The organism is Amycolatopsis sp. cmx-11-32 (genome assembly GCF_047608695.1).
Taxonomy (GTDB): domain Bacteria; phylum Actinomycetota; class Actinomycetes; order Mycobacteriales; family Pseudonocardiaceae; genus Amycolatopsis.
In genome coordinates, this window is record NZ_JADNQN010000002.1 from 590,705 (window position 1) to 612,260 (window position 21,556).

Below are 21,556 nucleotides of genomic sequence, written 5' to 3' on the forward strand. Positions count from 1 at the left end.
CCATCACGATCACGGGACCTGACGGTCGAAAAGGGGGCGCGACTTCAAAAGACCGAAAGACCTTGGGCACTTCAGCCGCGATCAGCTTCGCGAACCCGCTGTCTGTCCACTTCGGGCAGACGGCCAGTGCTGATCACCCCCGCATCGGCCGATCGGCCGATGCGGGTCGGGCCGGTCGGCCAAGGTGCGGACGGCGGCGGATCCTCTACCGTCACGGTGTGACAGCGGGGCCATCCCAGAACAAGTTCTACGCACGCGTGAGTTCACTCGTGCGCCGTCTCGGCATGCCCACCGTCGTGCTGCTCGCCGCGCTCGCGTTCGACCTGTTCTTCATCACCGACGCCGCGTTCGACCAGGCGGGCCCTCGCGGTATCGACCTGCTGCTGTTCCCTGGCATCTTCGGGATGGTGTTCTGCGCGCTCTGGGCACAGAACCGGGCAGCGGTGGCCGCCGTCGCGGCTTCGGTCGTGCTGGTAGCCTACACGCTGGTCGTCCGGTATTTCACCATCCCGACCTACTCGAGCGTGCTCGCCCACCTGTCCATCACCGAGGTGGTGGCGGGAGTCGAAATCCTGTTCTACGCCGCCCGCCGGACGCGTCCGGGCGTCGCGGCCGCCATGATCGCCGGCCTGGTGATGGCCACCTTGACCGCGGTGTCCGGCCGGTACACCAACTTCGACGGCACCTCGAACGGCACCATGGCGCAGGCGATGCTTTTCGGCGGCGTCCTGCTGGGCGGCACGCTGGTCTTCGCGATTCCCGGGCGCGACCGCACGGCGAATCCGAAACGCTACGAGAAGCTGCAGAAGATCAACAAGCTGGTGCTGGGGCAATGGCCGCTCATCGGCATGCTCGCCTTGGCGCTGATCCTGGAATTCAGCTTCACCTACGCCAGCAGGGCGCACGGCCTGCCGGTGCTGGCCTGTTCGATCATCGCCGCGTTCATCGCGATCGCCGCACCCCGTCGACCGGCCGACGCGATGGTCGGGCTCACCGCGGTCATGCTGCTCTCGGCGCTGGTGATGCCCTTCCTCCGGCTCGACTACGACTACCCGACCCCCGGCGGTGTGCCGGGGACGCAGATAGTCGCGGGGATGGGGCTGGTCGTCACCCTGGTCCGCGCGGTCGGGCTGAGCAAAGCCGTGACCCGGATCGCCGGACTGTCCGCGGTGGTGGCGGGCGCCTGCGTTCTCAACACCAACCGGCCGACGCCCCGGCTCATGACCGACCCGGACGACATCGCCGGGTTCGCGGTCGCCGGGCTGCTGCTGCTCGGCATCTCGGTGGCGGTCGGCCTGGCGCTGCGTTCGCGGGACTCGGAGCGGACGCAGGTCATCCAGTCGGCGATCAGTGACGCGCAGACGTCGGAGCGGATGGCGCTCGCGCGCGAACTGCACGACGTCGTCGCGCACCACGTCACCGGGATCGTCGTGCAGGCACAGGCGGCGAAGCTGATGGGCGAGCGGAACCCGCAGATCGCGGTCGAGGCGATGGGCCGGATCGAGGACGCCGGGGTGGAGGCGCTCGCGGCGATGCGGCGGCTCGTGCGGAGTATGCGCGGCGACGCCCCGGCCGGGAGCAGCGAGTTCAGCGAGCAGGCCACCACCGATCTCGCCGCCGACCTGCGGACGCTGATCGAACGGTCGAACCACGGCGTGAAGACGGCGATGAAGCTCGAACTGCCGCCGAACGTGCCGCACGAGGTCGGGCGATCGGCGTTGCGGCTGGTGCAGGAGTCGCTGACGAACGTCGGCAAGCACGCGTCCGGCGCGACGGAGGCGCTGGTCATCGCCGAGGTTTCCGGGACGGAGTTGCACCTCCAGGTGACCGATGACGGACGCGAGCAGGAGCACCGTCCGGCCGGCGGGTCGGGCGGCTACGGTCTGATCGGGATGCGCGAACGTGTCGCCCTGCTGAGCGGCCGGCTTTCCGCCGGGCGTGCGCCAGGCGGCGGATGGCGCGTCGAAGCGTGGCTACCACTTGAAGGAGAAGAGTGATCCGGGTACTGATCGCCGACGACCAGGACATGGTGCGAACCGGCTTCCGGATGATCCTGGACAGCCACGACGACATCGAGGTGGTCGCCGACGTGGCAGACGGCGTCTCGGCGGTGGCGAAGGCGCGCGAACTGCGCCCCGACGTCTGTCTGCTGGACATCCGCATGCCAGGGATCGACGGGCTCGAGGTCACCAAGCAGCTGGCGGGCCCGGACGTCGCCGATCCGCTGAAGGTGGTGGTGGTCACGACCTTCGACCTCGACGAGTACGTGCACACCGCACTGCGGAACGGCGCGAGCGGGTTTCTGCTGAAGGACGCCGGGCCCGCGCTGCTGATCGAGGCGGTGCGCGCGGCCGCGCGCGGGGACGCGCTGGTCTCGCCGCAGATCACCGTCCGGCTGCTGAAGCATTTCGACGGCGGGACGGTGAAACGCGACGTCAGCCCGCCTTCGGAGCCGCTGACCGCACGGGAGCTCGACGTGGTCAAGGCGGCCGCGAAGGGACTGACGAACACCGAGATCGGGGCCGAGCTGTTCCTGTCGCTGTCGACGGTGAAGACGCATCTGGCGTCGGTGCAGGGCAAGGTGGGTGCGCGGAACCGGGTGGAGATCGCGGCCTGGGCGTGGCGGAGCGGCGTCGTCGACTGACCTAAGCTCCCTTCATGCAACGCCGTTTCCACGCTCCTGTCGTTCTCCCCGCCGACCCCGCCTGTTCGCTGCTGCGTGATGCCGTGGTCGACGTGGACGAGGCGGGGCGGATCACCCATGTCGGTCCCGTGTCCGGGGCTCCCGAAACGTCCGCTCCCGTGACCCGGTTGAGCGGTCTTCTCCTGCCAGGGCTGGTCAACGCGCACGCACACAGCCCGATGACGCTGCTGCGCGGGATGGGCGGCGACCTGCCGCTGCTGCGGTGGCTGACCGAGATCATCTGGCCGACCGAGGCGAAGCTGAAGCCCGCCGACATCCGCACCGGCATGCTGCTTGGCTCGGTCGAGATGCTGCGGCACGGTGTCACGACCAGCGCGGAGATGTACTTCGAAAGCGAACAGCTCGCCGACGCGGTGCTCACCACCGGCGGCCGCGTGATTCTCGGCCCGCCGATCATGGAACTGCCGGGGATGGACTGGCGCGCGATGCTGAAGAGCATCGAAAGCTGGATCGACACCGACGGTCTCCGGTTCGGCCCCGGCGAGCGGATCGAGGTCGGCTACGGGCCGCACTCGGCGTACATGCTGAACACCGAAGCGCTGCGCGCGACCGCGGAATCGGCGGCCGAACGCGGCGCGCTGGTGCAGATCCACGTGGCGGAGGCGGCGCTCGAAGACGTCAAGCAGCGCGAGGAGCACGGCTCGGTGCCCGCGCTGCTGGAGAAGGTCGGAATGCTGCGGGGCCGCACGCTGGCCGCGCACGCCGTCCACCTGTCCGACGAGGACATCGCCCTGTTCGCCGCGCGCGGGGTCGGGATGGCGCACTGCCCGGGCTCGAACGCGAAACTCGCTTCGGGCATCGCGCGGGTGACGGAGCTGCGAAAGGCAGGCGTCGCCGTCGGGCTGGGCACGGACGGCCCGGCGTCGAACGACGACATCGACCTGTGGGAGGAGCTGCAGCTCTCGGCGATGTTCGCGCGGCTCGCCACCGGCGAATCGACCGTGCTGACCGCCGCCGACGCGTTCCTGCTCGGCACCCGCGGCGGCGCGGACGCGCTGGGCCGGACCGACATCGGCGCGCTGGAGACCGGCCGGTGGGCGGACCTGGTGCACGTCGACCTCGACGACCCGGCCTTCGCGGCCGGCGTCGACGTCCCGGACGAGCAGCTGCTCTCGAATTTGGTGTGGGCCGCGGGTTCGCGCCGGGTTCGCGACGTGTGGGTCGCCGGCGAACAGGTCGTCGGCGACGGCGAATCCCTGCGGGTGGACCGCGCGAAGGTACAAGCGGAAGTCGCCGAAATCTCGGCCCGGCTGCGCTCTTGACTCACCTACGCAGCCCCCTCCCGTCCCAGGGTGCGGCCACTTACTTAGGGCTACTGGGGTGGGTGACGGTGTAGTTGCCGTCCTCGCGGGCGAGTTGCGCGTCAGCGTTCGCGCCGTGGATTTGATGCGCGATGGTCGATGAGGCTCGTCCGACCGGGGCAGCTCCCTGAGTAAGTGGCATTGGACCCCGGGGGGCGGGCTCCGAGGCCAGTCTATCGGGACTCCTTGGCGGGAATCGGGGGAAAGCGCTGGTCGGGGTGGGTTGTCCACAATGGTGAGGGGTTGTGGACAACTGGGCTGAGGCTTGGCATTTCGGGAAGGCGTGCCTGAAAGCCACGCGGCTCGGGCCAATGCCGAGTTTGGGACGCTCAGCGTCTCCAATGTGGCATTGGGGACGCTGAGTGCCACCAATGCCACATTGGGCGCGGGCGCCGGAACTGCGCGTCGGCAGGCGAGCCAGACGCTGGCTAGACCAGGCCTCGTGGCCGGAGGGTCACGTCCGTCGGGTGGGCGTCGGCGGTGGCGGAGACCGCGGCGAGTACGGCGGCCGCGACGGATTCGGGGCGCAGGAAGCGTTCCGGCTCGTACGAGCGGCCTTCGGCGGCGATGATCGTCTGCTGCATTTCGGTGTCCGTACGGCCGGGGTAGATCGACGTCACCCGCAGGGTGGTCTCTTCGTCCCGCAACGCGTCGGCGAAGGCGCGGACGGCGAACTTACTCGCCGCGTACGGACCCCAGCCCGGACGCGCGTTGTGCCCGGCACCCGAGTTGATCACGACGACATGGCCCTTCGCGGACCGCAACGCCGGCAGCAGCTGACGGGTCAGCGTGACGACCGCGAGGACATTGACCTCGAAGTTCGCCCGCCAGTCGGCGTCCGTGGCGGTTTCGACCGTGCCGAGCCGCGCGACGCCTGCCGAGTGCACCAGCACGTCCAGTTCGCCGAACTCGGCGGTCGCCGCTTCCAGTGCTTCGGCGTCGGTCAGCTCGACCGGCCACGCCCGGGCGCCGGGCAGCGTGGCGGCGAGTTCGCCGAGTGCGTCGGCGTCGCGGCCGCCGAGCAGCACCCGGTGGGTGGGGGCGAGCGCGCGGGCGACCGCCGCGCCGATGCCGCGAGTGGCGCCGGTGACGAGAGCGAGGGGAAGATCAGCCATGGCCGCCACGCTAGTCACCCGCAGGCGACCGGCACCGACGCCACCCGAGGGAACCGCACGGAACCCCTGGTGAACGACCCGATGAGGTTGTCCGCGAACCGTCCGGCCGTCAGCGGATCACGCACCGACGCGTCGATCGCCACGATCTCCGGGCAGTCGAGCGCCAGCCGCGCGGCGGCGACGTCCGCGGCCCGGACCGGACCGCCCTCGGCGATCGGGAGCCGCGCCGAATTCGCCAGCTCCCAGACCGGCGGCAGCCACTTCTGGTGCCCGGTCCGGCCGTTGGGGAGTGACGTCGAATGCGCGGCGAACGGATTGGCGAGACCGTAGCCGTCACGCAACCGCGTTTCGAGCGGGATCAGCAGGCCGAGGGCACCCATGCTGTCCGCGGCGACGGTCACGTAAGGCCGATCTGTCGGGTACGCGTACCAGCGTCTGGTCGAGTAGTCCTGGATCAGCACCGCCGGGCCCTTCACGGCGCGGATGGCGTCCAGCGTCGCCGGCATCGACGGGTAGTCGGCGTAGTCATCGGCCAGGACCGGATGTTCGTGCCCGGTCGACCGCGACCAGAACGCCCGCTCGTCGGTGATGCCGACGGCACGCGGCGCGGCGGAGTACGGCGGCCGCAACGATCCGGCGGCCACGATCGCCCAAATGCCGACGACCAGGAGGAGAACCGCGGTCACTCTGGTCAGCGGCAGGGCCAGTACGGGAAGCAGCAGGCAGAACAAGGCGGGCAGCAGCATGCGCCCGTGCATGAAATCCCCGCCCACCCGGATCACGTACAGCGAAAGCAGCACCGCGCCGAGGACCGGGACCGCGGTGAGCACCGCGAAAGTCTTGTCCACAGCGGACAAAACGGTGGCGACCGCGACGGCGAGCACCGACAACGGGAGCCACAGCCAGTACGGCTGGACGAGATCGACCAGATACGCCCAGCCTCGAGCCCAGTTCGCCTCCGACGCCTCCTTGACCAACGCGGCGTTCGGCATCAGCAGGCCGTAGTAGCCCATCCGGAACACCTGATACGCCAACGGGAGCACCGCCGCCACGGCCACCAGGCCCAGCGCGCCGCGAAGTCCTGGCCGTGAAAGCACGAGCAACGCCACTAACGCGACGCCGCTGAAAAGCGCGAGATCAGGCCGCACCAACGGTCCCAGCCCGGCGGCCAGCGCGACCGGCCAGGTACGCGGTCCGTCCACTGTGGACACGCAGCGGACGAGCAGCCACCAGGTCCCGCCCAGCCACAGGGTGATCAAGCCGGTCTCCAGCCCGGACGTCGCGAAGTCGCGGAACGGCGGCAGCGCGCAGACCACCAGTGCCCCGGCGGGCGCGAGGCCGTGGAACGCCAGCGGCTGGTAGAGCCGCCGGGCGCCGTCCAGGCCGAAGAACAGCCCGGCGACCGAGAAGACCAGCCCGGTCACCACGGAGATCCACTCCAGCGGCACTCCCGGTAGCAAACCGAGAACACTCAGTACCACGGTCCACAAGGGACTGGTGTTGGTCTCGACCCGCTCGCCGATGTTGAACACCGGACCGTTGCCCGCGAGGATCTGGCGGACCGTCCGCAGCACGATCAGCCCGTCGTCGCTCATCCAGCGACGGCGCCAGGCGAGGTCGGCGTAGACCACCAGCACCAGGCCGAACCCGAACCAAGTCCAGGTCGAGGGCCGCGGGAACCAGGAGCGCGAAGGCCAAGCTGGCGTGTTTTCGCCCGTGGTCGTACTCGTTTGCGCCATGATCCCGCCCGACTCGGTTGCGTTGGCAGGAGATCAGGTCCGCGGCCCGCGAGTCAAACCGTCTTGGCGAGTAAGCACGATTGCGGTCGTTTCCTCCCTTCCATGGCCAGCCGTGCGGTGACCTCGAATCCCGCCTCGCCGAGCAGATCGGCGACCGCGCCCGGTCGCAGGAAGTAGGCGTCGTAGGAGACCGGGTGGCCGTACGCCCTCTCCGGGCTGAGGCGCTCGTCGCCGACGTGGAAGCCGACCAGCAGCTGCCCGCCGGGAACGAGCACGCGGCGGAATTCCGTGAACAGGGCCGGGAGTTCGGCCGGGGGAAGGTGGAAGATCGACCACCAGGCGACGAGACCGCCCAGTTCACCGTCCGGGAAGTCGAGCGCGGTCATCGAGCCGACGGAAAATCGCAGGTCAGGGTACTGACGTCGGGCGACATCAATCATTTTCGGCGACAAGTCGACACCCGACACGGACACTCCGAGCGAGGCCAAATGCGCGGTGACGTGCCCCGGCCCGCAACCGACGTCGGCGACCGGACCGCGTACCTGTTCGGCGAACGCGGCCAGCATCGCGCGGCCGACGGGATCCTGCCGGAAGAGCGGTTCGACCAAGACCGCGTAGTCCTCGGCGACGGTGTCGTAGGACTCGCGGGTGGCATCCAGGTGAGTGGTCACGGTGGGCGACGCTAGCGGCACCCACCGACAATTCAGGGCTCGATCAGCCCGGCGTCCCTGCTCAGATCCTCCGGCGCCCCCAGCGTGGCCACCGATGTGCACCCGGTCGCGGGGTCCGCCGCCGAGTCCGTGCCGTTGTACCGCGCGGCGCCGGACCGGGTCAGTTGCCGGGTGCCGACGTCGAAGCAGACCTGGTACGGGCCCCTGCGCAAGCCCTCGAAGGCGTACCGGCCGTCCGGCCCGCTCAAAGTAGAGCCGACCTCCTTGCCGTCCGCGTCCCGCAAAGTCACCTTCACGTCCGGGACGCCGATCTCGTCCCGGGTCTGCAGGCCGTCCTTGTCCTTGTCCAGCCAGACGAAGTCGCCCAGTTCGCCCGTGGGCTCGACGAGGCCCGCGGCGAGCGTCAGGTCCTGGCGTTTCCGAGGGCCGACCGTGGTGGTCGCGGTGCAGCCGGTCGCCGGATCGGCGTCGGAGTCCCTCGCGTCGTCACCCGCGTCTTTCGACGTATAGCCGTAGGCAGGAAGCGCGCTGATGTCGAAGCAGATCTGGTAGATGCCGTCCTTCAGTTTCGCGAAGCGGTACTTGCCGCCGGCGTCGGTGGTGACGGTGCCCAGCGCCTTGCCCGAGGCGTCCTTCAAAGTCACCTTCGCGCCCGGGACACCGGGCTCCGCGGCGTCCTGCAGGCCGTTCCGGTCGACGTCGTTCCAGACGAACTCGCCGATCTCGTCGATCGCGGGCGGCGGAGTGACCTTGATGGTCGTGGTCGCGATCTTCTTCGGCAACGTGCCACTGGAGACGGTCACGGTGCTGACATGGCCGTTGTCGGCTTCGGTGATGTTCTTGTGGTCGCAGGTGACGGTCGTGGACTTGCCGCCGTCGAGACTCGCGATCGGCGCGGGCTTCACGTCGCAATACGGGTCGTCGACCTTGATGCCGGCCAGCGTCGTGGTGCCGTCGTTGGTCACCGTGAACCGGTAGTTCGCGGTGGTGCCCGCCTCGAGGGTGGCCGTGGTTCCCCAGGCACCACTCGCCGGATCCCGCACCTCCGCCTTCGCCGCGAACGAGGCGACCTGCAGGTGGACGCAGTCCCACCTGACCCAGTCGCGGTCGGGGGCGGCGAAGAACTTCACCGAGGTCGCCGACGCCGGAGCGGTCGACGGCGGGAAGACTTGGCGTGCCAGTGTCCCGTCGGTGGCCTTGAACTTGTTCTCCAGTACGACCTTGTCCGACGCGTTGTAGAAGCGCACGAACTTCATCGCCGCGTAAGCGGTGCCGGCCATCTTGTCCGGCGTCGCGAGGGCGTACTCGCCGCCGTCCTGCTGGTAGCCGACGGCGGTGGACAGCCGGGGCTGTTTGCTCTTCGGCATACTCGGCGGCACCGGGGCGGCAGGGTTGAACGAGTGCCCGGCCGGTGGGCTGCCCTGCTCCACGCTCGGATTCGGCGCGACGCCACCGGTGCAGCCGGACGGCACGGCGGGTGACTGTGCCTGAGCGGGAACGATGCCCGAAACCAGTGCCAGCGTCCCTGCCGTCATCAAGACCAGTGCCCTTTTCACAGGGCTGAAGCTAGTTACCCGGTCCCGGTTCCGTAATCGCTGAACCGTGTCGACGATCGCCCCGATCAGGCAGAACCGAGAGTGATCGCCGGTGCCGCCGCCGTCTTCCCACGGCGGCGGCACCCCGCCACCCCTACTTGACGCCGATGCGGCCGACCTGGCCCCAGCGGCCCTTCTTCCACACCGACACGATCGACGGCCGCGGCTGCGCCGTGCCACCGTCCGGCCAGTGCGAGGTCGGGCTGCCGGAGTTGGCCGCGTCCTCACCGGGGTGCTGTACGGCGACGAGCACCAGGTGGTCGGTCACCACCGGACCGCAGCACTCCGCGCCGACCGGCACCGACAGGAACTGCTTGACGTGCCCGCGCTCCGGACCGTCGACCGGCACCGAGAACAGGCCGTCGTGCGAACCGAGCGCGTTGCCGTCGGTGGAGATCCACAGGTTCCCGTGCCGGTCGAACGCGACGTTGTCCGGGCACGAGATCGGGCTGACCTGCTCCTTCGGGAAGCCACCGAAGTAGGTGTCCGCGGTCTTCGGGTCACCGCAGACGAGCAGCAGGCGCCAGGAGAACTTCGTCGACGCGGCGTCCCCGCCGTTCTCGTCCCACTCCAGGATGTGCCCGTTGCGGTTGTTCGGCCGCGGGTTCGCCTCGTCGACGTCCGCCTTGCCCGCGGGGCCACGCTGGCTGTTGTTGGTCAGCGCCGCGTAGATCCGGCCGTTGACCGGGTTCGGCTCGATGTCCTCCGGGCGGTCCATTTTGGTCGGCTGGACCTTGTCCGCCGCCTGGCGCGTGAAGACGTAGACCTCTTCGGCGGTGAAACCGTCCACAAAGGACTTGTTGCCCGAGGCGAGCGGGATCCACTCGCCGACGCCGTCGAACTCGCCGTCCTTGGGGAGTTTTCCGGTGCCGTCGATCTCGCCGGGGCTGTCGCCGGTGAAGCGGCCGACGTACAGGGTGCCGTCGTCGAGCAGGGCGGAGTTGTGCCGCCGCGCGTGCGCGCTCTTGCCCGGCTTGTACTTGCCCTTGGAGACGAACTTGTAGATGTACTCGAAGCGCTCGTCGTCACCGGAGTAGACGGCGACGCGGCCGTCCTTGGTGATCTTGATGTTCGCGGCCTCGTGCTTGAAGCGGCCGAGCGCGGTGTGTTTGATCGGCGTCGAGTTCGGGTCGTTCGGGTCGATCTCGACGACCCAGCCGAACCGGTTGGCCTCGTTCGGCTCCTGCGCGAGGTCCCAGCGTTTGTCGAACCGCTCCCACTTACGGGTACTCGCGGTGCCGGAGAAGCCGTAGCGCTTCAGCCGCGCGGCCGCGACCGGGTCGGTGACGCTCGCCGCGTTCGCGAAGTACTGGTTGACGTTCTCTTCACCGGAAAGCACCGTGCCCCAAGGGGTCACGCCGCCGGCGCAGTTGTTCTGCGTGCCGGAGACCTTGCGGCCGGTCGGGTCCGCGGCGGTCTTGAGGTACTTCGAACCGGCGGCCGGGCCACGCACCTCGAAGGCGGTGTTCAGCGTGATGCGGCGGTTGAACGGGCTCGGCACCGCGCGCAGGGCGCCACCGATCGGGTCGCGGAAAGTCTGGACGACCGAGAGGCCGTGTGCCGCCCAGGCGATCTTGACCTGTTCCTCGGTCGGGTTGGCCGGGTCGTACTGGTCGGCCGGGAACATGTGGACCTCGGTGGTGTACTCGTGGTTCACCACCAGCAGGTTCCGGATGCCCAGCGGGTCCTGCGGGATCAGGCCGACGAAGTCGCAGTTGTAGCCGAACTGCTTCGCCTGCGCGGCCGCGGTCTGCTTCGCGAAGTCGAACTTCGGCGCGCCGAATTCGACGGCGTCGCCCCAGCGGATGACGACGCGCTGGTCGTAACCCTCGGGGATGGTGACCGCGTCGAGCGTGTTCGGCGGCACCGCGTCGAAGTCGGTGCCGGGCACCGGACGACCGGGGCGGCCCGGCTTGCCGTGGCCCGCGGCGGCGACGTCGGCCGGTTCGGCGGCCGCGGCCGTGCCGGACAGTGCGGCGAAGCCACCCGCGGCGGCGGCCATCACCGCACTGGCCTTCAGCGCGCCGCGCCGGGACAGCACGTTCTTGACGACGTCGCCGAAGTACTCGTTGTCCGAGGTGTTGGGCTCGGGGTGGGCACACGCGTTGCCGCAGCGGTACTCACAGGTGACCGCGGAGCGGCCGCCGGGATGGGAGGTGATCAACGGCAGGAGCCGCTGAGGCTCGAAGGACACAGGGCCTCCATGTTCGCGGTGGGTTCACATAGTCCAGTCGGGGGAACGACGTGACGTTAAGCGACCAAAACGATCCAGTCCTGGACGACAGATGAACAGCGCGCGAACGAGCGATGGCGCGCTGCCGGGACCGACCGCGCGCCATCGACGGAAAGTACTGCTAGGACGTTGCTGACCGACTAAGAACCGATGTCGGCCAGGCCGCGCCTGCCGGGTTTCCACACCGCCACCACCGACGGCCGGGGCTGGTTTTCGCCGCCGTCCGGCCAATGGGAGGCCGGTCTGTCGGCATTCGCCCCGTCCACTTCACCCGGATGCTGGACACAGACCGTGACGATCTTCTCCTCGACGATCGGGCCACAGGTCTCCGCGCCGCGAGGCACGGTGAGGAACAGCTTCAGCTCCCCGCGGTTGCGGCCCTCCAGCGGCACCGAGTACAGGCCGTCGTTGATGCCCAGCGCGCCCGCCGAGTCGGTGGAGATCCAGAGGTTGCCGTGCTTGTCGAAGGCCACGTTGTCCGGGCTGGAGATCGGCGAGACCTGGTCCTTGGGGAACCCGGCGAAGTAGGTGTCCGGCGAGGCCGGGTCGCCGCACACCAGGAACAGCCGCCAGCTGAACGTCAGCGCGAGCGCGTCCCCGCGCCGCTCTTCGAACTCCAGCACCTGACCGTGTTTGTTGTTCAGCCGCGGATTGGGCTCGGTGGCGCCCTCTTTGCCCGGCTTGCCGCGGTCGACGTTGTTGCTCAGCGCGCAGTAGATCCGGCCGGTACGCGGATGCGCCTGGATGTCCTCCGGGCGGTCCATCTTGGTGGCACCCACCCGGTCGGCCGCCTCACGGGTGAACACGTACACCTCTTCAGCGGTCATTCCGTCCACAAAGGACTTCCTGCCCGACGCCAGCGGGATCCACTCGCCGCTGCCGTCGAATTCGCCGTCACCGGGCAGTTTCCCGGTGCCGTCGATCTCGGCGGCGGGGCTGTCGCCGGTGAACCGGCCGACGTACAGTGTGCCGTCGTCGAGCAGGGTCATGTTGTGCCGCCGGGCATGGCCGCTGTCACCCGGCTTCATCCGGCCCTTCGAGATGAACTTGTAGATGTACTCGAAACGCTCGTCGTCACCGGAGTAGGCGACCACGCGGCCGTCCTTGGCGACGCGGATGTTCGCCGTCTCGTGCTTGAACCGGCCCAGATGCGTGTGCTTGACCGGGGTGCTGTCCGGATCGTTCGGATCCAGTTCGATCACCCAGCCGAACCGGTGGGCCTCGTTCCGTTCCCTGGCGATGTCCCAGCGCGCGTCGAACCGCTCCCACTTCCTGGTGGTCGCGGTGCCGTTGATGCCGTAGCGCGCGTAACGCTTGCGCGCCACGGGATCGGTCACCGTGTCCGCGTTCCCGAAGTACTGGTTGATGTTCTCCTCGCCGGACAGGATCGTGCCCCACGGCGTGACACCACCGGCGCAGTTGTTCATCGTGCCCAGCACGACCGTTCCGGTGGGATCGGCGGCGGTCTTGAGCAGATCGCTGCCCGCCGCCGGGCCGGTCACCTTGAACGGGGTGTGCAGTGTGATCCGCCGGTTGTAGCGGGACATCTTCGGCCGCAGGTGCCCGGTGTCCCGCCCACGCGTGACCTGGACGACGGTCAGGCCATGGGCGGCCCAGGCGATCTCGACCTGTTCCACGGTCGGGTTGTTCCGGTCGTACCCGCGGAACATGAACTCTTCCGACGTGTACTCGTGGTTCGTCACCAGCAGCGAGGAAAGCCCGGAATGGTCCAGGGGAAGCAGCGCGGCGAAGTCGCAGTTGTAGCCGAACTGCTTCGCCTGCGCCGCGGCGGTCTGGTTGTCGAAGTCGAACTCCGGCGCACCGGGCAGCACCGCGTCACCCCAGCGGATGACAATGCCCTGTTGATAGCCCTCGGGCACCACGACGGCGTCGAGCGTGTTGGGCTGGACCCGCTTGTAGTCGGTGCCGGGTGAAGGTTTGGGCCTGCTGTTCCCCGCCGGCGCGGCGGTGGCGGGCGCGGTGAGCGCGAGTGGCGCACCGGCGACCAGCGCGACGACGGCGCTCGCCTTCAGCGCGCCACGGCGGCTCACCGCGCCGAGCACGTCGGCGAAGGTGGGGTTGTCCGAGGTGTTCGGCGCGTCGTGGAAGCACGCGTCGCCACAGCGGTAGGTACAGGTCACTGACGCCCGGCTTGGTGAGTGGCCGGCCAGCAACGGAAGGAACTTCACGCGGACCTCCGGTCAGGCAGTTCGGGAGGTCGACGCTAGACACCGGACCAGCGGGAGGAAACCCCCCGTTGGTCCGGCGTTCACCTTTTGTACGGACTACATCTCTTCGCCGACGAGGACCGCTTCGGCCGGAATCGTGTGCGGGTCCGCGGACTTTTCGCGGATCGTCAGCAGCGCTCCGGCGAGGACGCACAGGATCGCGGCGATCACGAACGGCGCCTGCTTGGCGCCGAACCACTCGGCAAGGTGACCGACGACGGTCGCGGCGACCGCGCCGCCGAGCCAGCGGCAGAAGTTGTACCCGGCGCTCGCGACCGGACGCGGGGCGTCGCTGATCGACATGGCCGTCCCGGTGAAGAGCGTGTTCAGCAGGCCGGAGACCAGCCCCGACAGGATGATGCCGACGACCAGCACCGGCTTGCTCGGGATCGCCATGATCAGCAGCAGTACGCCGTACCCGAAGACGGCGACCACGGTCGCGTGCCGTTCACCGAGCTTCGCGGCGAGTTTCGGCGCCAGCACCACTCCCGCGACGGCGACCGAAAGGCCCCAGCCGCAGAAGATCAGGCCGACGGCGACGGCGCTCCACTCCAGCACGAACGGCGACCAGGCCAGCACCACGAAGAACGCGGCGGTGTAGAGCGCGGAACCGATCGAGGTACGCAGGAGCCCGCCGTGCTTCAGCGCGCGGAACGGATCGAGCAGGCGGACCTTCGGCCGCCGCGCCTTGGCGTCACTGGTCAGAAAGATCGAGCAAAGCACGAGACCGCACAGCATCAGCAGCGAAGTGCCGATGAACGGGCCACGCCACGAGATGCTGCCGAGCAGCGCGCCCAGCAGCGGGCCGACCGCGAGGCCGACACCGAGCGCGGCTTCGTAGAGCAGGATCGCGCCCGACTGGCCGCCGGTCGCGGCGCCGACGATGACCGAAAGCGCGGTCGCGATGAAGAAGGCGTTGCCGAGACCCCAGAGCGCGCGCAGCCCGATGAGCTGCTCGATCGACCCGGACGCGGCACACAGCGCGGTGGCGACGACGACCAGCGTCAGCCCGACGACCACGGTCCGCTTGGCCCCGAACCGGGCACTCATCGCGCCGGTCACCAGCATGGCGATCGCCTGGACGCCGAGATAGCTGGAGAACAGCAGCGTCACCTCGGACGGCGTCGCGTGCAGGCCCTCGGCGATCGACAGCAGGATCGGGTCGACCAGCCCGATCCCCATGAACGCGATGACCGCGGCGAACGCGGTGATCCATACCTGTTTGGGCTGTCCTTTGAGGGCGTCCAACAGGCTCGAGTGAGACTCAGCGCTCATCGCGGATCAGTTCCTCCTTCTTGTCTTCCTGGATTCGTGCCGCAGCGACTTTCGTCAGAGCGGGGAGCGCGGCTTCGATGGGCGACGATCAGCCGGCGATGGAAGCGCTGCCCCACCTCGGTGACCTCGACGAGCACGGCCCGGACGGCGGCTGAGCAGGCCGAGCCGTTCAGCAGCTCCGAACCCTGGGTGAGGCTGAGCCGCACCTGCGGGGTCCTCCGGCGTACGAGGTAGTACGGCGGGCGGAGCCGGTGGACGAGGTCGGCGACTCTCGGGGTCACTTAGTCATGCTAACTAAAATTACTGAGCATGGCTAAGTAATCTGCCGCACAGGTCGCCTCGGCCTAGGGTTGGGGGTGTGGAAGCGGTGATCTTCGATCTCGACGGTGTCCTGGTGGATTCGGAAAAGATGTGGGACGAGGTCCGGCGGGCGGTCGCCCACGAGTTCCACGGCACCTGGCGTGACGAATCGACCAGGGCGATGCAGGGGATGAGCACCCCGGAGTGGGCCGCCTACCTGGCGCACGACCTGGGCGTTCAGCTCCGCCCGGCGGACGTCGCGCAGGTGGTGATCGAGCGGATGGCGCGGCGGTACGCGGAGAAGCCGCCCATCATCCCGGGCGGACCGGACGTCGTGCGCGAGGTCGCGAAACACTGGCCGGTGGCGATCGCGAGTTCGTCGCCGCCGCTGCTGATCAAGGCGTTCCTGGACATCACGCGGCTACCGGTGCCGACGGCGGTGTCCTCGGAGCAGGTCGGCGCTGGGAAGCCGGCGCCAGACGTGTACTTGCGGGCGGCCGAGCTGCTGGGCGCGGAGCCGAAGAACTGTGCGGCCGTGGAGGACACGACGAACGGGCTTCGCGCGGCACTGGCCGCGGGGATGACGGTGTACGCGGTGCCGAATCCGCACTTCCCGCCGGATCCCTCGGTGCTGGCGCGGACGACGGTGCTCGAGAGGATCACGGACCTGCCGGAGGCGCTTCAGGCACCGCTGGGCTGAAGCGGGCTTTTGGGCCGGGCCTCCCTCTGACGGTCTCCCGCTCGGCTCGCGGATGCCGCCAGACGCGATGAACGGGACTTTCATCGCAAAATTTGCGATGAAAGTCCCGTTCATCTCACGCTAGCGGGGGCTCACGCCTCGCCGGCGATGAAACGTTCCACCTCGTCGCGCGCGGTGGCGTCGTCGTACTGTTCCGGCGGCGACTTCATGAAGTACGAGGAAGCCGAGAGGATCGGACCGCCGATGCCGCGGTCCTTCGCGATCTTCGCGGCGCGCACGGCGTCGATGATGATGCCCGCCGAGTTCGGTGAGTCCCACACCTCGAGCTTGTACTCCAGGTTCAGCGGCACGTCGCCGAAGGCGCGGCCCTCGAGCCGGACGTAGGCCCACTTGCGGTCGTCGAGCCACTGCACGTAGTCGGACGGTCCGATGTGGACGTTGCCCTTGCCGAGCTCGCGGTCGACCTGCGAAGTGACCGACTGGGTCTTCGAGATCTTCTTCGACTCGAGCCGCTCGAGCTCCTTCATGTTCAGGAAGTCCATGTTCCCGCCCACGTTGAGCTGCATGGTCCGGTCGAGCTGGACACCGCGGTCCTCGAACAGCTTCGCGAGCACACGGTGCGTGATGGTGGCGCCGACCTGGGACTTGATGTCGTCACCGACGATCGGAACGCCCGCCGCGCGGAACTTCTCCGCCCACACGGGGTCGGAGGCGATGAACACCGGCAGCGCGTTGACGAACGCCACGCCAGCGTCGATGCACGCCTGCGCGTAGAACTTGTCGGCGTCTTCGGAGCCCACCGGCAGGTAGGAGACGAGCACGTCGACCTCGGCCTCGCGCAGTGCGGCGACGATGTCGACCGGGGTCTCGTCCGACTCCTCGATGGTCTCGCGGTAGAAGCGGCCGAGACCGTCGTAGGTGTGACCACGCTGCACGGTGACACCCAGCGGCGGCACGTCGGCGATCTTGATGGTGTTGTTCTCGCTGGCGAAGATCGCCTCGGACAGATCGCGGCTGACCTTCTTGGCATCCACGTCGAACGCGGCGACGAACTCGATGTCGCGGACGTGGTACTCGCCGAACTCGACGTGCATCAAACCGGGCACGCGGGTGCTGGGATCCGCGTCGCTGTAGTACTGAACGCCCTGGACCAACGAGGCCGCACAGTTGCCGACGCCCACGATGGCCACCCGAACGCGGCGGTTCTCGCCCATGCCGGTTTCTCCTTCAATTCGTCCAACAGTTGTAGGTAGTGCCCAGCGGGCACGGAGAGCACCTCAGGTCTCCGGTCCGCGCTGCTCGGCCTGTTCGTGCGCGATCAGCTCGTTGAGCCAGCGCACCTCCCGCTCGCTGGACTCCAGCCCGAGCCGGTGCAGCTCGCGGGTATAGCGGTCGATCTTCTCCTCGGCCCGCGCCATCGCCGTCCGAAGTCCTTCTCGGCGCTCCTCGACCCGACGACGACGGCCTTCCAGGATTCGCATCCTGACGTCGGCCGGCGTCCTCGAGAAGAACGCCAGGTGGACGCCGAAGCCTTCGTCGTCCCAAGTCTGCGGGCCCGCGTCGCCGAGCAGCTCGGCGAACCGTTCCTTGCCCTCGGCGGTGAGCTTGTACACCCGCTTGCCCCGACGGGCCCACACCCGGTCTTCCACCTCTTCGAGCTCCTCGACGAGGTATCCGGCGCGGAGCAGCCGACGCAGGGTCGGGTAGAGCGAGCCGTACGAGAACGTCCGGAACATTCCGAGCGTCTCATGCAAACGTTTGCGCAGCACGTAACCGTGCATGGGGGTCTCGTGCAACAGCCCCAAGATCGCGAGCTCGAGCACACCGCACCCCCTTCCGGGAACAAACCGCGACCGGTCGCGTTGGCCACCGAGACCGGTTCGGTCAACCTACCGGTCCACTATATCGCGCCGATACATCGAAGTGGTGTAGCTAACCCCGATCGAGTGCGGGAGCACCGACGAAATTCACCGGAGAGTTATCGAATCGTCGGCGTGTCCGACCGCGCACGCACTGTCCCGCCAGGAACAGGGCGTGGACCACACAGCAAGAGCCCGTACTCTGTTGACGTGCGAAACCAGCGGCAGGTCGTGGACTACGCCTTACAGCGGCGCGCGCTGCTCAAGGGCGTCCACTCCGGGCGGGTCGGCACATACGACGTCTGCGACGCGGGTCCGTACCTCCTGCGGGCCGCGAAATTCCACGGACGACCTGGTGAGCAGGACTGCCCCGTCTGCCATCGGGAGGAACTGACCCTGGTGTCCTGGGTCTACGGCGACGAGCTCAAGCACGTCGCCGGATCCGCCAAGACGCCGGACGAACTGGTGCGGATGGACGGGCTCTTCGCGGAGTTCACCGTCTACGAGGTCGAGGTCTGCCGGAGCTGTCACTGGAACCACCTGGTGCGGTCCTACGTCCTCGGAACGGGAGATCCTGGAACCACCAGGCCACGGACCCGGTCACAGAGGACAGCGGGTCAGTGACGGGTATCGAAAACGCAGTTGACCACAGAGCGGCGTTCCCCGAAGCGCCGGTCTGGGAGGCCCATTCGTGAACGACGACCGCAACCGCTCCTGGCCAGGCCAGGAGCCTGATGCACCTCGCCGTGCCCAATGGCCGGGTGAAACCGACGATCCCGGCTGGCCGGGCGAGGAACCCCCGCGCCGCCCGCAGCGCCGGACACCCCCGAACGGCACCCCCCGCTCGGCGGCCCCACACTCCGTGGATCCCCGGTGGCCGGGCGGTGACGGTGGCGGGCCGGAGTGGCCGTCCGACGAAGAACCGCGCCGTCCCGCGGCCCCGCGCCGCCCCAACGGCATGCCTCCGCGCAGGCAGGGACCCCCGCCGCCGCCCGCACGAGGTCCCGTCGGTGCCGGAACCCAGCGTTCCCAGCAGGGCGCCGTCGGTCACCGTCCGCCGCCGCCTCCGCCCGGCAACCGGCGTCCTCCCGCACCGGCCGATCAACCGACCGCGCTGGTCCGCCCGGTCGAACCGGATCCGTACGAGCGCGAGCCGGACCTCATCACGCACCACGCGCACAACGGCACCGAAGACCCGTACGACGATCGCTATGACGATCGTCACGAAAGCGCGGCGCTCGGCGCCGAGGGCGACGACCAGTACGACGAAGAACCCGCCGAGGACGAAGACGGCGACCAGAAGAAGGTCCTTACCCCGAAGCAGCGCAAGAAGCGCCGCTGGAAGCTCGTCCGCCGGGTGCTCTACGCGATGTTCGGCCTGTTCGTCGTGGTACCGGCGATCGCGTTCGTCATCACCTACTTCCTGGTGGACGTCCCGTCACAGGAAAGCATCGCGACCCTGCAAAGCCAGCCGATCACGCTGACGTACGCCGACGGCAGTCCCATGGGCAAGATCGCGCCTGCCAGCGGCGGCAGCCGGTACCTCCTGCAGCCGGGCGAGATCCCGGACGCGGTGAAACGCGCCGTGTACGCGGCCGAGGACTCGTCGTTCGAAACGAACTCCGGCTTCGACGTCGGCGGCATCCTGCGCGCGGTCTACAACAACGTCACCGGCGGCCAGGGTGGCGGTTCGACGATCTCCCAGCAGTACATCAAGAAGGCCACGGCCAACGAGGCGCCGACGCTCACCCGTAAATGGACCGAGCTGGCTAAATCCTTCAAGATGAACAACCAGATGTCCAAAGAGGAGATCATCACCGCCTACCTCAACACCATCTACTTCGGCCGCGGCGCGAACGGCATCGAGGCGGCCGCGCAGGCCTACTTCAAGAAGCCCGCGAAGGAGCTCAGCTCCGCCGAGGCCGCTCTGCTCGCCGGCCTGATCCAGGGTCCGAGCAAGTCCGAGAACGACGCGTACGCGCAGCGACGCTGGAACTTCGTGATGGACCAGTTGGTCGCGAACAAGTGGCTCGACCAGGGTCAGCGCGCCACCGCGGAGTACCCGAAGCCGATCCCGAAGGCGCAGGCCAAGGCCGAGGACGCCGGGACGCTGAGCCTGCACATCCGCAACCGGGTGATCGACGAACTCGAAGCCCGCGGCTACGACCAGGACCGGCTGCACCAGGGCGGTTTCAAGATCACCACGACGATCGACCCCAAGGCGCAGAAGATGGCCGAGGAGTCCGTCGCCGAGGGGATGAAGGGCCAGACCGACGAGAACATCCTGAACGCGCTGGTCGCGATCGATCCCAAGTCCGGCGGTGTGGTCGCGTACTGGGGTGGCCCGGACTGGACGAAGAACGCGCAGGGCCAGGACGTCCAGGCCATCGACTGGGCGAACGTGCCGCACAACCCCGGTTCGGCGTTCAAGGCCTTCGACCTGACCGCGTTCCTCAAGATGGGCAAGGGGCTCGGCGAGACCTTCGACGGCTCCAACAACCGGAAGTTCGACGGCCGCACGATCCGGAACGCGGGCGAGAGCTCCAACTGCGGCACGCAATGCACGGTCGCCGAAGCGATGAAGGTGTCCGCGAACACCGTGTTCTACGACATGGTCCGCAACGAGACGAAGATCGACCCGGTGGCGAAGGCCGCGAAGGAAGCCGGCGTGATGGTGGAGGCCGACGGTGGCAAGGCGAAGCTGAGCCCCGACATCAACATCGCCCTCGGCGGTGGCGGCACGGTCACCACGGCCGAGGACATGGCGGCCGGGTTCGCCACCTTCGCCGGTGAAGGCGTCCGGCAGAAACAGCACTTCGTCGCCAAGCTGGCCAACTCCCAGGACGAGGTCGAGTTCGACGAGACGACCCCCAAGGGCACTCCCGCCTTCAGTGACGACGCCGACAAGAGCAAGCAGATCGCCGGCAACGTCACGGACGCGCTCGAAGAAGTCATCCCGTATTCGAAGCTGAAATGCCCGAAGGGTCACGACTGCGCGGGCAAGACCGGGACGCAGCAGTACGACTTCAAGGACAGCGACCCGGCGAGCTACCGCGACCGCAACGCGCAGACCTGGATGGTGGGCTACACGCCGACCATCTCGACCTCGGTTTGGGTCGGCGGCGACGGCAACAAGCCGCTGCACGACAAGAGCGGCAAACCGGTCTTCGGCCGGACGATCGCCGGTCCGATCTGGGAAGACTTCATGTCCCGGTACCTGACCGGCAAGCCGTCGGAGAAGTTCGGCAAGGTCAAGCCGATCGGCAAGGACGCACGTTACGTGCCGACGACGACGGCCCAGAAACCGCCGGAGAAGTCGACGCCGCCCGAGACACCGTCGACCACCCCGACGCCGACCACCCCCACTGAGCCGCCCGAGACGACCGAGACGAAACCCACGAAGCCGACCAAACCCTCTTGGCCGACCAGGCCGGGGCCGGGTACTTCGGATCCGTTGTTCCCGAACGCCGAAGATCCGTGATGACCGGGCGAAGCGACTGAAGAAGGTGTGGCGGGCATTGGCCCGGCACACCTTTTTCGTGGTAACCGATGGCCATGACCTGCGGGGGCACCGCACGGACCGGGCGGTGACCGCCGGGCATCCGGGGCGATCTGTTCCGGCGTGAGGAAGTGATCGTCCGGGACATCGTCGCCGACCGGACGACGCCTCAAGTGAGTCATTTCCAGCTCGACGTGCCACCCGGCGACGCCGGGCCCACCGGCTGGTGGCTGCCGGGCGACGGTCCGGCACCCCGTTCTTTCGTCACACCGATGAACCTGAACCGATTTGATACGTCTTAACTAGAAGGAGACCTGCGACCGCAGGACCGCGCTCA

General features: G+C 68.4%; 15 protein-coding genes. 6 read left to right on the top strand and 9 right to left on the bottom strand.

What is annotated here, in order from left to right; all coding sequences use genetic code 11:
• Positions 1 to 218 precede the first annotated feature (218 nt).
• From ACM6LR_RS07630 to ACM6LR_RS07640, 3 genes are read left to right on the top strand one after another with little or no spacing between them, the layout of a single operon-like run.
• Positions 219 to 1,997: a sensor histidine kinase gene (locus tag ACM6LR_RS07630; protein WP_414943450.1), complete on the top strand. Its 1,779-nt coding sequence runs from the start codon at positions 219 to 221 to the stop codon at positions 1,995 to 1,997.
• On the top strand, positions 1,994 to 2,644 hold the full coding sequence (locus ACM6LR_RS07635) for a response regulator (protein WP_414936661.1): 651 nt from the start codon (positions 1,994 to 1,996) through the stop codon (positions 2,642 to 2,644). Before ACM6LR_RS07630 ends, ACM6LR_RS07635 begins: the two co-directional genes overlap by 4 nt.
• A 14-nt stretch (positions 2,645 to 2,658) precedes the next feature.
• Positions 2,659 to 3,966, top strand: a complete 1,308-nt coding sequence (locus ACM6LR_RS07640; RefSeq protein ID WP_414936660.1) for an amidohydrolase family protein — start codon at positions 2,659 to 2,661, stop codon at positions 3,964 to 3,966.
• Between the two features lie 467 nt (positions 3,967 to 4,433).
• Here the strand turns inward: ACM6LR_RS07640 and ACM6LR_RS07645 are convergent, their stop codons facing one another.
• From ACM6LR_RS07645 to ACM6LR_RS07675, 7 genes are all read right to left on the bottom strand, one after another.
• Positions 4,434 to 5,120, bottom strand: a complete 687-nt coding sequence (locus ACM6LR_RS07645) for an SDR family oxidoreductase (protein ID WP_414936659.1) — start codon at positions 5,118 to 5,120, stop codon at positions 4,434 to 4,436.
• Positions 5,121 to 5,134: 14 nt separating this feature from the next.
• Positions 5,135 to 6,859 (bottom strand): hypothetical protein, encoded by a 1,725-nt coding sequence (locus tag ACM6LR_RS07650; RefSeq protein ID WP_414943451.1) that lies wholly within the window; start codon positions 6,857 to 6,859, stop codon positions 5,135 to 5,137.
• A 53-nt stretch (positions 6,860 to 6,912) separates the two neighbouring features.
• Entirely contained in the window at positions 6,913 to 7,530 is a 618-nt protein-coding gene (locus tag ACM6LR_RS07655) for a class I SAM-dependent DNA methyltransferase (RefSeq protein WP_414943452.1), read from the bottom strand.
• Between the two features lie 32 nt (positions 7,531 to 7,562).
• Positions 7,563 to 9,086 carry an SdrD B-like domain-containing protein gene (locus ACM6LR_RS07660; RefSeq protein WP_414943453.1) on the bottom strand — a complete coding sequence of 508 codons (1,524 nt, stop codon included), beginning with the start codon at positions 9,084 to 9,086 and terminating at the stop codon, positions 7,563 to 7,565.
• Between the two features lie 133 nt (positions 9,087 to 9,219).
• The gene (locus tag ACM6LR_RS07665) at positions 9,220 to 11,319 is read right to left on the bottom strand and encodes a PhoX family protein (RefSeq protein ID WP_414943454.1); all 2,100 of its coding nucleotides are present in this window, start codon (positions 11,317 to 11,319) and stop codon (positions 9,220 to 9,222) included.
• Positions 11,320 to 11,498: 179 nt separating this feature from the next.
• Positions 11,499 to 13,547, bottom strand: coding sequence for a PhoX family protein (locus tag ACM6LR_RS07670; protein WP_414936654.1), 2,049 nt, complete (start codon positions 13,545 to 13,547; stop codon positions 11,499 to 11,501).
• A 96-nt stretch (positions 13,548 to 13,643) separates the two neighbouring features.
• On the bottom strand, positions 13,644 to 14,861 hold the full coding sequence (locus ACM6LR_RS07675; protein ID WP_414936653.1) for an MFS transporter: 1,218 nt from the start codon (positions 14,859 to 14,861) through the stop codon (positions 13,644 to 13,646).
• 358 nt (positions 14,862 to 15,219) lie between these two features.
• Between ACM6LR_RS07675 and ACM6LR_RS07680 the strand changes: the two genes are divergently transcribed.
• Positions 15,220 to 15,861, top strand: a complete 642-nt coding sequence (locus ACM6LR_RS07680; protein WP_414943455.1) for an HAD family hydrolase — start codon at positions 15,220 to 15,222, stop codon at positions 15,859 to 15,861.
• A 131-nt stretch (positions 15,862 to 15,992) separates the two neighbouring features.
• Here ACM6LR_RS07680 and ACM6LR_RS07685 read toward each other — a convergent pair whose 3' ends face one another.
• The gene (locus ACM6LR_RS07685) at positions 15,993 to 17,075 is read right to left on the bottom strand and encodes an inositol-3-phosphate synthase (protein WP_414936595.1); all 1,083 of its coding nucleotides are present in this window, start codon (positions 17,073 to 17,075) and stop codon (positions 15,993 to 15,995) included.
• 63 nt (positions 17,076 to 17,138) lie between these two features.
• Complete coding sequence (locus tag ACM6LR_RS07690) at positions 17,139 to 17,684, bottom strand: PadR family transcriptional regulator (RefSeq protein ID WP_414936594.1); 546 nt, start codon at positions 17,682 to 17,684, stop codon at positions 17,139 to 17,141.
• Between the two features lie 246 nt (positions 17,685 to 17,930).
• Here ACM6LR_RS07690 and ACM6LR_RS07695 point away from each other — a divergent pair, with 246 nt between their 5' ends.
• Both ACM6LR_RS07695 and ACM6LR_RS07700 read left to right on the top strand, forming a co-directional pair.
• The gene (locus ACM6LR_RS07695) at positions 17,931 to 18,344 is read left to right on the top strand and encodes a DUF5318 domain-containing protein (RefSeq protein ID WP_076156714.1); all 414 of its coding nucleotides are present in this window, start codon (positions 17,931 to 17,933) and stop codon (positions 18,342 to 18,344) included.
• Positions 18,345 to 18,834: 490 nt separating this feature from the next.
• Positions 18,835 to 21,201, top strand: coding sequence for a transglycosylase domain-containing protein (locus tag ACM6LR_RS07700; RefSeq protein WP_414937105.1), 2,367 nt, complete (start codon positions 18,835 to 18,837; stop codon positions 21,199 to 21,201).
• The last annotated feature ends 355 nt before the right edge of the window (positions 21,202 to 21,556 follow it).

Excerpts from the sequence above, each read along its gene's own strand:
- ACM6LR_RS07640 (WP_414936660.1), top strand. The coding sequence starts at position 2,659 with ATGCAACGCCGTTTCCACGCTCCTGTCGTTCTCCCCGCCGACCCCGCC.
- ACM6LR_RS07645 (WP_414936659.1), bottom strand. The coding sequence starts at position 5,120 with ATGGCTGATCTTCCCCTCGCTCTCGTCACCGGCGCCACTCGCGGCATC.
- ACM6LR_RS07650 (WP_414943451.1), bottom strand. The coding sequence starts at position 6,859 with ATGGCGCAAACGAGTACGACCACGGGCGAAAACACGCCAGCTTGGCCT.
- ACM6LR_RS07685 (WP_414936595.1), bottom strand. The coding sequence starts at position 17,075 with ATGGGCGAGAACCGCCGCGTTCGGGTGGCCATCGTGGGCGTCGGCAAC.
- ACM6LR_RS07675 (WP_414936653.1), bottom strand. The coding sequence starts at position 14,861 with ATGAGCGCTGAGTCTCACTCGAGCCTGTTGGACGCCCTCAAAGGACAG.